Annotated in this window: 10 protein-coding genes, 2 tRNA genes and 1 pseudogene; 7 read left to right on the top strand and 6 right to left on the bottom strand. The window is 42.6% G+C overall.

Translation table 11 applies throughout. The features are described 5' to 3' along the window. Nucleotides 1-223: 223 nt before the first annotated feature. Nucleotides 224-1,831, top strand: a complete 1,608-nt coding sequence (locus ACE1AQ_RS02595; protein ID WP_110544516.1) for an MFS transporter — start codon at nt 224-226, stop codon at nt 1,829-1,831. 156 nt (nt 1,832-1,987) lie between these two features. On the opposite strand, the gene ACE1AQ_RS02600 is transcribed toward ACE1AQ_RS02595, so the two are convergent. The 6 genes from ACE1AQ_RS02600 to psbU form a co-directional block, all read right to left on the bottom strand. Next, nucleotides 1,988-3,433 carry a hypothetical protein gene (locus ACE1AQ_RS02600; protein WP_008201280.1) on the bottom strand — a complete coding sequence of 482 codons (1,446 nt, stop codon included), beginning with the start codon at nt 3,431-3,433 and terminating at the stop codon, nt 1,988-1,990. 2 nt (nt 3,434-3,435) lie between these two features. Continuing rightward, nucleotides 3,436-4,095 (bottom strand): hypothetical protein, encoded by a 660-nt coding sequence (locus tag ACE1AQ_RS02605; protein ID WP_008201282.1) that lies wholly within the window; start codon nt 4,093-4,095, stop codon nt 3,436-3,438. 163 nt (nt 4,096-4,258) lie between these two features. Continuing rightward, nucleotides 4,259-5,332, bottom strand: a complete 1,074-nt coding sequence (locus tag ACE1AQ_RS02610; protein ID WP_110544514.1) for a glycosyltransferase family 4 protein — start codon at nt 5,330-5,332, stop codon at nt 4,259-4,261. Continuing rightward, complete coding sequence (locus ACE1AQ_RS02615; protein WP_008201286.1) at nt 5,329-6,423, bottom strand: HEAT repeat domain-containing protein; 1,095 nt, start codon at nt 6,421-6,423, stop codon at nt 5,329-5,331. The genes ACE1AQ_RS02610 and ACE1AQ_RS02615 overlap by 4 nt, the downstream gene beginning before the upstream one ends. Before the next feature lie 208 nt (nt 6,424-6,631). Next, complete coding sequence (gene nadB, locus ACE1AQ_RS02620; RefSeq protein WP_374807795.1) at nt 6,632-8,299, bottom strand: L-aspartate oxidase; 1,668 nt, start codon at nt 8,297-8,299, stop codon at nt 6,632-6,634. Nucleotides 8,300-8,491: 192 nt separating this feature from the next. Beyond that, on the bottom strand, nt 8,492-8,899 hold the full coding sequence (gene psbU / locus ACE1AQ_RS02625; RefSeq protein ID WP_002754370.1) for a photosystem II complex extrinsic protein PsbU: 408 nt from the start codon (nt 8,897-8,899) through the stop codon (nt 8,492-8,494). 478 nt (nt 8,900-9,377) lie between these two features. Between psbU and ACE1AQ_RS02630 the strand changes: the two genes are divergently transcribed. The 6 genes and pseudogenes from ACE1AQ_RS02630 to ACE1AQ_RS02655 all read left to right on the top strand — a co-directional run bounded on the left by ACE1AQ_RS02630 (nt 9,378) and on the right by ACE1AQ_RS02655 (nt 11,410). Then, nucleotides 9,378-10,013: a peroxiredoxin gene (locus ACE1AQ_RS02630; RefSeq protein WP_002761158.1), complete on the top strand. Its 636-nt coding sequence runs from the start codon at nt 9,378-9,380 to the stop codon at nt 10,011-10,013. A gap of 591 nt (nt 10,014-10,604) precedes the next feature. Then, nucleotides 10,605-10,895: a 2Fe-2S iron-sulfur cluster-binding protein gene (locus ACE1AQ_RS02635; RefSeq protein ID WP_110544510.1), complete on the top strand. Its 291-nt coding sequence runs from the start codon at nt 10,605-10,607 to the stop codon at nt 10,893-10,895. A gap of 12 nt (nt 10,896-10,907) precedes the next feature. Further along, nucleotides 10,908-11,108, top strand: a pseudogene (locus ACE1AQ_RS02640) (2Fe-2S iron-sulfur cluster-binding protein); the annotation flags it as partial. Further along, nucleotides 11,056-11,193, top strand: a complete 138-nt coding sequence (locus ACE1AQ_RS02645; RefSeq protein ID WP_157221746.1) for a hypothetical protein — start codon at nt 11,056-11,058, stop codon at nt 11,191-11,193. The pseudogene ACE1AQ_RS02640 and the gene ACE1AQ_RS02645, both read left to right, overlap by 53 nt. A gap of 52 nt (nt 11,194-11,245) precedes the next feature. Next, nucleotides 11,246-11,330, top strand: a tRNA-Tyr gene (locus ACE1AQ_RS02650). Nucleotides 11,331-11,338: 8 nt separating this feature from the next. Further along, a tRNA-Thr gene (locus tag ACE1AQ_RS02655) sits at nt 11,339-11,410 on the top strand. Nucleotides 11,411-11,543: the final 133 nt, after the last annotated feature.

Genomic DNA, 11,543 nt, shown 5'->3' on the forward strand with positions numbered 1-11,543 from the left:
AGGTTTGGTGGGTAAAATGTATTCTAGGATACAGTCCTGCTGGCGAGTGAGTGGAACGAACCACAAAGACACAAAGGACACAAAGATTGATCGATCATATTGTAAGTTAAACTGATCACACAGAACCTAGAAGAGCCAAAATTAAAGTTCCTCAACTGCCCTAGCAAAGGTTACAAATGCTCCCAGAACAGTTAAGCTTATTTTAATCTCTATAATTGCTTTTATGGCTCATTTGACTGCTGAAAGACTGAATTTAACCACAAAAATCGCCTATGGTGCGGGGGATTTGGGACCGGCTATCACTGCCAATATCTCGGTATTTTACCTGCTATTTTTCCTGACTGATGTGGCAGGATTATCAGCAGGATTAGCTGGTAGTGTGCTGATGGTGGTGAGAATTTTCGACGCTATTAACGATCCGATCATTGGTATGTGGAGCGATCAAACTCGTACTATCTGGGGTCGTCGCTTACCATGGATGTTATTGGGGTCGATTCCTTTCGGAATTAGTTATTTTTTACTGTGGTTAATCCCGACTAATAACCAATTATGGCTATTTTTATATTATATTTTTATCGGCATTATCTTTAATTTAACCTATACAGTAGTCAATCTTCCTTACCAGGCACTCACCCCTGAATTAACTTATGATTATAATGAGAGAACCCGTTTAAATAGTTTTCGTTTTGCCTTTTCAATCGGAGGTAGCATTCTCTCATTAATTCTCTATATTATCGTCTCATCGTCCTATGCCAACGATCTCCATCAAGCTTTTTTATTGTTAGGTGTAGTTTGTGCTTTAATCTCGGTTTTAGCAGTTATTTGGTGCGCTTTAGTTTTGCAAGAACGAGGAGCAAAAGCGATTCTCAATTCTCCTCAGAAAAAAGTTTTGTCAATTGCTTTTATAGTTATCGGTGCGCTTTCCTTGGTCTATGGAGTAGGAAAAATTGGGTTAAATCCGAGAGACTTTATCGCTACTTCCACAATTTTATTAGGAATACAAGGGATAGTTTTGGGGTTAACCCTTTACTATGGCAAAACTGAAAATCATCTCAGGGATGGTGCGGCAATTAAACAGAGAGAAGCTGCTAATAATACTGAAACTATTCCCCTGAAAGAACAATTAAAAATAGTTTTTGGTAATCGTCCCTTTTTATACGTTATTGGCATCTATCTTTGTGCTTGGTTAGGAGTACAATTAACCGCCTCGATTTTGGTTTACTACGTCGTCAGTTACATGAGACTATCGGAAGCAGAATCGGGTTTAGTCGCTTTAGCGGTACAGGGAACAGCTTTAGTGATGTTATTTTTCTGGCAAGCAGTTAGTCAGAAATTAGACAAAAAAATAGTCTATTTTTTAGGGATGACATTTTGGATTATTGCCCAAATTGGTTTATTTTTGCTCCAACCAGGACAAATAACTTTAATGTATGCTTTGGCAGTTTTGGCGGGATTTGGCGTATCTGTGGCCTATTTAATTCCTTGGTCAATGGTTCCTGATGTGATTGAATTGGACGAATTAGAAACAGGAAAACGTCGAGAAGGTATTTTTTATGCTTTCATGGTACTTTTACAAAAAATTGGTTTAGCTTTAGGGTTATTTCTTGTCGGTATTGCTCTAGAAACATCGGGTTTTAAACCGAGAATCGTAGGAGAAGCAATTCCCCTGCAGCCAGATAGTGCTTTAATGGCGATTCGTCTAGCAATTGCTCCTTTACCGGCATTTTTTCTGATCATTAGCTTAATTATTGCCTATTTTTATCCAATTACTCGCCAAGTTCACGCCGAAATTTTAGACCAATTAGCAACAAGAAGACAAGAGGAAAAGTAAACATCCAGTTAAACCCCGTAATTTTTCTTCTTCAGGTTCCCATCGTTTTGTAAATTATCAAGACAAAGTTATTGACTTATTGACTCCTGTGTGTGACGAAAACCCGAACATAAAATATCCCGCAGGATGCGAGATTAACGCAGCTAAAATTAAAGCCTACTTATAGGATAACAACTTCTCGGCTAAAATCGATAAATTTAAACTATTTAAAATACGGGTTTTTATCGGTCTTTTTTCATTCCAAAATATCAACGAGTAATAAAATTCTCTGCCTAGGGAAGAATTGAGAAGCTGTAAGGTTTTTTGAGCGGTATCTAAATCATCGAAGCTTAAGAAGTAAACAGTATCATCGAAAATAACGGGTTGATTTTGATAGGGTAATATCAGGTTAAAATTCAGTTTTTTATAAAGTCCAGAAATGGCGATTTTAAAAGGAGAGAAGCTGTAAGAACCCACCCCAAATATGCAAAAGTCTGGCTGATTTTGATAAATTTTGCTCTTTCTGTCTAGAAAATAATTTTTATGATTAACTAAATATTGCCAAGTTTTTGGTGCTATATCGCGTATATTTTCTGTAGATTCACCGATAAACTTCTGAGTTACCAAAATGTATTTATTGATAACTTTTAGGCGATTTTGTGCCACATCTGAACCTTTCAGAAGAGGATAAAGATAGGTGGGTTCAAGATCAACGACTTCCTTTAAACCATTGACAAAAATTCCATTAACTAACTGCAATTCCATTACTTTTGAGCAATCATGTTTAATTCCTGAACGCCATTTTTCTTGAGGATGCTTATGATATAAATATTTTAATCTAGTAAAAGCATTTAAATCTCTGACTAGGATATTATTTTGATAACCAATGCGCTGAAATTCCCCTTCTTCAAAACTATTGAAAACATCACAAAAGTAATTTTCTGAATGAGCATCAAATTGACAAAATAGAAGACAAGCATCTACATTTGCTTGAAAATATTTTTGAGTGTTGATCGGATAAATTGCCGAGTAAACGAGATGAATTTTGTGAGTATAGATATAGTTTAAAATTTTTCTAGATACGGTCGTTTTACAGATAATTGCCAGATAAGCTGAACGTCGATCAAGACATTCGATGAGCTTAATTAACATCCACTCTGAAATATCAAAATTACTTTTTCCCGTGATGGCATCTAAACCATGATATCCTTGAAAGTTGCTTTTTTGAGGTAAATTTTTTCCGTTAATAAGTCCCTGTTTTGAGTTGGTTATCCAAGGCAGATTCCCCAAAAATAAAATATTTTCTGTCCATGGTTGAGTCAGGGAATACCAGTCACAATCAAAAAAATTCTTCTGTTGAACTTGTATTCTTTGATCTTGGCATATTTGCCGATCTTGATTAATCTGAGTGATATAATTAGGATTAATTTCAAAGCCAAGAATTTTTTTAGTTTCTTTAAAGGTAAGTGAGGCCGCTTTTAAAAAGTTACCTATACCACAAGTTGGCTCAATAATAACATCGGGGTTAACATGAATTTGCCATAATTTTTGACAAATTTTTTCGGTTAACTCCGGGGGAGTTTGAAAGTCTCCATATTCAATTTTAACCTGAGAAGCTTGCATGACTAATTCTCTCTATAAATGGCTATTAATCCTTCTTCTTGACCGGCAAGATCGATTACCCTAGTATATTGTAATCTCCATTGTAAGGCATTAGAAATAGTTAAAAAACCTTGCCCCGGGGGATGAACAAGAATTTCATCAGCTATATTGGCTGCTTCCATTTCATCAACAGGTAAGTTTTTATCTAAAATAAAAGCAATTAAATCATCTTTGTTTCCCTGATTGTTTAAGATATTGCGGATACCACGAGTCATCTGGAAATCGGCTGTTCTTTCGGCACTGACAAAAATTGTCCTGATAATTCTTAAACTGGCAGTACGATTTAGGCTATCATCTAACTTTTCATAAACAAAAATAATTAAGGAATATCCCAAGCCAAAAATTTTTTGTCTTGCAGATTTAAAAGGACAAGATGATTGAGGTTGTTTCATGCTTGTTACTTTGATATCTACTAACAAATCGGGAAAATCAATCCCACTAGCTGAATTACCGTCAAGAAAATTATATTTTTCCTTTAGATATAGTTTAAACTTTTGTTCTAAGTAAGTTCCGATCGCTTTACCATCTGTAACACCGTAGAGTGAAGATTCTTGATGTTGAGATTCCAAAGCTGAGAAGACAGCTGCCTCGTCACATAACAATTCTTGGGTCAATCTTGCCATAGATAATACGGGGTTTAAATCAACTCTAGCAGAAAAATTTATCTAAGTAACTAAGCAAAATTAATATCGAATCTGTTTTGACTTTGTGTTCTTTGTGTCTCTGTGGTTAATCCCGAACCCTTCTGGGATAAAGATTTAACCGGACTAAACCAAGAGAGCCTATTTATTTTTGACTGCGAGTAAAAATTTCTTCAAACCAATTAATAGCTCGATTTGCCAAAGCTTCTAGGGAATATTTTTGCTCCACTACTGCACGACAAGAATATCGATCGATCCGGTCTAAATTTTTAATTCCCGTAACTAATCCCTCGATACTATCGGGTTCAACTAAAAAACCAGTTTTTCCCTCTTCAATAATTTCTACCGGACCACCGCGACGATAGGCAACTACGGGAACACCACAGGCTAAAGCTTCAATAGCCACGTTACCAAAAGCCTCAACCCAGCGCGGGGTCATCAACAGGCCAAAACAGTCGCCTAGCTCTTTTTGTAGGCTCTCAGTCGGCAAAAACCCGCGATAATCGACTAAATCGAAACTATAGTTATCCTGTAAATTTTGCCAGTAGAGAGGATCGGAAATATGACCGAAAACGCGTAAAGGGACACCTAACTGTTGACAAGCAGCGATCGCATCTTCTAAAGCTTTTTCCGGGGCAATCCGTCCCACCCAGGCTAGACAGGGGGAGGGATCGGTGCGAAACTGATACAAAGATACGTCTAAACCATTAGCCAAACAGCGATAGGGGGGAGAGAGGGAGAAAGTTGCTGCTTGGGTGACGGTGTGAAAAGCGAGTAAATGGGGAAAACTGCGGTAGGTTTTTTGAATAATATGATCCATCGCCAAAGAAACGGAAGCCATGCTGACTAAATGGGCGACGGGAGTGGCAAAAAAAGGAGTGAGATAAAAAGGGAGCCAATCGTAGGCAAAATTAACAATTAAATCGTACTGATTGTGTACTTGTTGGGCGTAGTGCCACATATTGGCCAAAACGGCATTTTCGGGCATTAAAATCGGAGCTTGCCGGCCTTGACTTTGGGCGGAAATCTGGCCATTGCCCGCTATAGTGATTAAGGGAATATCGTGCAATTGGGAGGATTCTGGGGCCACTACCCGCACCAGATAGCCTTGCCTGGTCAGAGTGCGAGCGAGATTCTCAATAGTTAATTCTACGCCACCGCCGCCCCCCGAACCCAGAAATCCCACAGGGGTGGAGAGAAATAACAGTTTTCGACTCAATTTTGCACCTCAGTGGGTGTGGTTTCAGTGAAGGAAGTATCCTGTACGTCATCATCTTCCGGTTCACCGGTGGTTTCTAGGGGAGCAATATCTAAACGGGGAGCTAATTGCAGATTTAACTGTCTAATTGCCCAGCGTGCTGTTTCTTGCACTTCCTCATCAGAATCATCGAGGGCATGACAAATTAATTGACTGATCTGAGACATGATATCGTAGAGTCTGGTTAAATCCCGAATAGCATTTTTCCGCACCTGGGGATTTTTATCCTGGAGAGAGATAGCCAAAGCTTGGTTCATCGGTCGCAGGGAGCGGGTACAGATTTGAGCGAGGGCTTCTAGGGTTAAACTGCGTTCGTAGGAATCCCCATCCACCATACTATCGACTAAAGGCTGCATTGCCCTAGAATCGGACATCTGTGCCAGTTTCCAAACCGCCCGCCTACGGGTACGGGGATCCTCATCGCGGAGACTTTCAATTAAACTCAGGATTAAGTCTGCGTTCGGGATCCGGGAGGTAGCTTGTACGGGCAAAGAAGGCTCGAAATCATCTTCCCAATTGTCATTAATCTCACTGCTGGTTTTGGTGTCCGTATCGAGGGAATTGCCATTGCCCCTAAAAAAGTTGTCGAGTGGGTTTGTAGGACTGACGTAAGTGGTTTTTTTGCGGCGTTTTGAGGCTTTGCCCTTGGGACGGTATTGAAAGAAAAGCGATAGTAAAACTCCCAATAAAGCGATGGATAATAGGGCCGAGCCAGCAATTAATGGTATCGGTGAAGTCTCATTTTTGGCGGTAGCGTCGGTAGCCGTGGCGGTTTGACCTAAATACTTCTGCATATTAGCGATCGCATTTTGAGCAAATGTATCGTTCGGACGTTGTGCCAGAGCTTGTTGAAATTTTTCTAGGGCGAGTTGGTAATTTTTTTGGGCTGTGGCTTCGTAACCAGCTTTCATCCACTGATCGTAAGTGGCCACAGTCTGAGGTCTCTCTAACCTAGGCGGAGTTTGAGCGTTAGCCTTGGGTAAAACCTGGAAATCATGACCCCAAATGCTCACACCAATAGCTAACAACAATGGGAAATTGGGTTTGATCATAGAATTAATGTAACTGTTTAGGGGGGGGGTAAAAGTTATGATAGCCTAAAAGCCATAAATCAAAAGCACTGAACTCCAGAGATAGGTCATAGACTGGGATGATTGGGAAAAGCTCCCGGTGAGCGTGGCGCGAATAGCGCGGCTCCTGGGAGCGAGGATAGAGTCCACTGTTTAGAGCTTAGGGATTATCTGTGAAAAACTCGCTTAATTAAGCTTGCACAGGCGTTTTCCGCCATGTTCGACCTTGAATAGTCGTGTGGAATTGCCAATTAGCTACGGTTTCTGGATAATCGCCCCGATAGTGACCGCCTCGGCTTTCTGCTCGTAATAAGGCACTTTCCAGAATTAAGTCGGCGATGTCTAAAAGATTTAATGTCTCGATCGCTATTCTTATCTCTAACTGCACCGAGGGACACAAGAATAATTGTCCTTTGTCGGGGAGAAGATTCTGGAGAAATTGGCCCATCTTCAAGGATTGTAACTGTTGTTTCCAATGTTGCACCCGTAGGATAGCAGCTTCTAACTCATTTTGACATCGGCAAATCCCCGCATTTTCCCACATTAAAATCGGTAATTCCCTCCGTACTTTTTGCCAGTATTCCTGTTCTTCCTGCCAGTTTTCCGCAATTTCTAAGGGTTTTTCGGGTCTTTCCCCCAGAAAGTTTTCTGGCTCCAGACCTATTGCAGCTAAACTTGCCGCAAAGACAATACATTCCAAAAGAGAATTACTGGCTAAACGATTAGCCCCGTGAACACCCGTACTGGCCGCCTCGCCGATGGCATACAAGCCAGGTAGAGAAGTGCGGGCGTTTAAATCGGTAGCCACTCCTCCCATCCAATAGTGAGCGGCGGGGGCAACGGGAATCACATCTTCAAACACATTAATGCCCCATTTTTGACAGATGCGGATAATATTGGGGAAACGATAACGCAGACGCTCCGGTTCGATCGGTCTTAGATCTAGATATACTTTGGCATGGGCGGGATCGTCGGAGGTTTTTTGCAAATGGCTAAAAATCGCCCGACTTACCACATCCCGGGGAGCCAATTCTCCGGCCGGATGGTAATCGAAGGCAAAACGCCGCCCCAGATCATCAATTAAATGCGCTCCTTCGCCCCGCACCGCCTCACTAATTAAAAACCTCGGCGCCCCCGGCACAGTCAAAGCGGTGGGATGAAACTGAAAAAATTCTGGGTCGCAAATCACTGCCCCAGCACGCCAAGCGAGGGCGACTCCATCCCCCGTGCTAACGGCGGGATTAGTGGTTTGGGCATAGACTTGACCACCGCCTCCCGTAGCCAGAATGACTGCTTGCGCTCGCAGCCAACAGAGATGATCTTGATGGAGTAAACAAATACCTTGACAGCGTTGCCCTTCCGGGTCAAGCCAGAGTTTCAGGGCGATCGCTTGGGGAATAATGGTAATATTGGGCCGCTCGGTCACTTTTTCCATCAGGGTACTGACGATCGCTCTCCCCGTGCGATCGGCTGCGTGCAGCACCCTGGCCTGGGAATGGGCAGCCTCAAGAGTGCGGGCTAAGTCGTCTCCAGCGCGATCAAAACTAACCCCTAACCGCAGCAAATCAGCGATCGCTTGGGGGGCCTTCTCCACTAAAAACTGCACAGCATAGCGATCGCATAAGCCCGCTCCAGCTTTCAGGGTATCTTCTAAATGGAAAACGGGGGAATCTGCCGGGGACGTGGCTGCCGCAATTCCTCCCTGCGCCCAATCACTAGCCCCAGTTTTTAAATCTTCTTTGGTAATTAAACCCACCTTTAAGTTAGGGGGTAAACACAGTGCGGCATACAATCCCGCCGCTCCCGATCCCACCACTAACACATCTTGATAACTCGGCAGTTGCGAGGAAACGACCATGTAGGAGTTAATTGATAAATTCTATTTATTCTAGCATTTCATTTCTCTATAGTTCTGGCAAAAATCGCCAGTCTTTCCCTTGGGGCAGTATGCCAGATTCTTTCTTTTGCCTCTTGCCTTCAGAAGCTGATCACTGAAAAAGGTGAGCGATCGCCCACCTAGGAATTTTTTTTTAACCGCAATTAACTGGATTTAGTAAACTCCGGGGTTAAAACGGTCATCACCCTCGATAAATTCTTTAGAAGGCTCAGTAACGGTAAATTTCTCCAGATTAGCCTGTAAACGCTCTTTTTGAGTGTCCGAGAGTCCGGGGATATTGAGGACATCTTCCACTTCTTCGTAGGGGGCGTTTTTGATGATTTTACCAGCTAAATTGGGATAGAACCCTCTCAAGTCCCGGAAATCGCGAATATCACTGTTATTGAGGTCGATTTTCGCCCCAAATTCTGTGGTTAGTTTGGCATCAGCCGCATTTAAGACCGCCACAGGATGAGAAGGAAGGGCGATCGAGGTGAGATTGAGAGCTTGAGCGGGAACTTTGCCCCAAAAACTCCCGATAATCAAGGCAATTACCGCCAGCAGACGAACAAGATTCTTCATTGCAGTTGTGGTCTCCTAAAACCAAGGCAAATTAACGATCAGGACAAGAAATTAAGCCGTCAGCTTTCCGACTAGGCATAGGGTGGGTAGTTGGGATTTGCCACCGCAGCCTAGCTATTAGCTGAACGCTGATAGCTAGTTAAAAAAGTTATATCATGCCATTAGACCAGATCATAACCTAGTTTGCCCCCCTAGGGGAAGGGTTTTGCGGTTTTGGGGTTTGATCACAAAGAACAAGTTGGTTAGGACAATCTAAATCGCTAAAATCAGGTTCTGGCAAGGATTTTCCTGATGCCATCTGGCTGCTGCTACAGTTGAATTTCCCTATTTCCCTATCTCCCCACTTCCCCCATTTCCTCATTCCCCTATCCCCTAACCCAATTATTATAAATCCCTAAAATTATCAATGACGAACAGCACTCCTATGGCATCATAAACTGTTGCTTGTCTTGAAATACATAATAAGGAAGACACAATTATGGCTCTCCAATTGGGTGATATCGTTCCAGATTTTACACAAGATTCTAGTGAAGGTCCGATTTCTTTTCACCAGTGGGTAGGAGATAGCTGGGTAGTGCTGTTCTCGCACCCGGCTGATTACACCCCTGTTTGCACCACGGAATTAGGTACGGTGGCTAGTCTTAAGTCAGAATTTGAGCGACGTAATGTGAAAGTGATCGCTTTGAGTGTCGATAGTGCCGAATCCCATCGGGGTTGGATTAATGACATCAACGAAACTCAAAACACTACCGTTAACTATCCGATTATCGCCGATGGCGATCGCAAAGTTTCGGATCTCTACGGCATGATTCACCCCAATTCCCTCAATAATCTGACGGTACGTTCGGTGTTTATCATCGATCCCAACAAAAAATTACGTTTAACTATTACCTATCCTGCCAGCACGGGACGCAATTTTAACGAGATCCTGCGCGTAATCGACTCCCTGCAGCTCACCGATAACTATCAAGTGGCTACCCCGGCTAACTGGACTGACGGCGGCGATTGTGTGGTAGTCCCCTCTATTCCCACTGAAGAAGCTCGCAGCAAATTTCCCAAAGGGGTTGAAGAAATCAAACCCTATCTACGCATGACTCCCCAACCTAATAAGTAATTAGTGATTGCTAATCGGTGAACCAGAGCCTGGAAAACTGGCAATCCGAAAACCATAAAGTCGTCAGGGAGGGTTAGCCATCCGTTATAACGGGTGGTCGCCCTGGCAACAGGGGATTGATCCCCTCCTATCATTTATTGGTTTGATTGTCAATATATTTTTTGATAGTTTCCCTAGATGTGTTAGCGGCAGTAGTGCCGAAAAGCAATTTCTTAGCTGGGTTAAAGACAATTCATCGACATCTATCTTAAACATAAGTTAAATTAATATTTAATAAAAATCGGCTTAAGACTAAAAAAACAACCAACATCATCGCTCCAAATGCTTAGTGGTGGCTAGTTTGACTAGATTGTAGAGGGATGAAATTATCTAGAGATCGAGCAAGAATGCTCAAGAATTCTGGGTTAAATATATAAGTAAATTTTATTTTAAGTTTATTTAAGACTGTCATTACTAATGCAAGGCTGAGTCGGGGAGATTTTCCCGTAGTATCAAAAATGAAACTCGTTCGCATTGTTCAATCTGACGACGAGCGAGAGGCAATTGTAGAGACTGCCGCTTTCACTAGCATTTAATTAAGAGGAACAACCGATGGCAACCTATGAAGTCACCCTGAAAACACCCGATGGAGAGAAGACAATTGATGTTCAAGATGATGAGTACATTCTTGATGCAGCTGAAGAGCAAGGACTGGACTTACCCTATTCCTGCCGCGCGGGAGCTTGCTCCACCTGTGCCGGTAAACTTGTATCTGGTAAAGTCGATCAATCCGATCAATCCTTCCTCGATGACGATCAAATTGAAGCTGGTTTCATCCTTACCTGTGTCACCCATCCCAGATCTAACTGTGTGATCGAAACCCACCAAGAAGAAAGTATATAGGTAGCCGAGGGACGAGGACTGGACTTACCTTATTGCTGCCGTGCGGGAGCCTGCTCCACCGCTGCCGGTAAACTTTTATCTGGTCAAGTCGATCAATCTGATCAGTCCTTCCTCGATGACGATCAAATTGAAGAGGGTTTCATCCTTACCTGTGTCACCTATGCCAGAGCTAACTGTGGGCGCGAAACCCACCAAGAAGAAGCTCTGGCCTAATCTCTCTCAAGATTATCAGAAAACTCCCGTTACAGCCATGGCTGTAACGGGAGTTATTTTATGGCTTAAGAATTTTTTTCCCTAAACACTTGTGTGTTTTAGCTAAGGGTGCTACGATTAATAATCGTGGAATTAATGGGTCGGTGCCCGAGTGGTTAATGGGGGCGGACTGTAAATCCGTTGGCTACGCCTACGCTGGTTCGAATCCGGCCCGGCCCACCACGATCAATGCCCGTGTAGCTCAGTGGTAGAGCACACCCTTGGTAAGGGTGAGGTCATGAGTTCAATCCTCATCACGGGCTTTCTCTGACCTGCTCATTCTCAATCAGCCGTTGAAGAATGAGATTGAGTAAGTCTTCAGCACTATGGCGTTAACAGAAGTTATCCCCTAGCCCAATTAGGCATCGATCGCTTAAAATAGTCAAAATTAACTTA

The sequence above is a fragment of the Microcystis sp. BLCC-F209 genome (assembly GCF_041928595.1).
GTDB lineage: Bacteria > Cyanobacteriota > Cyanobacteriia > Cyanobacteriales > Microcystaceae > Microcystis.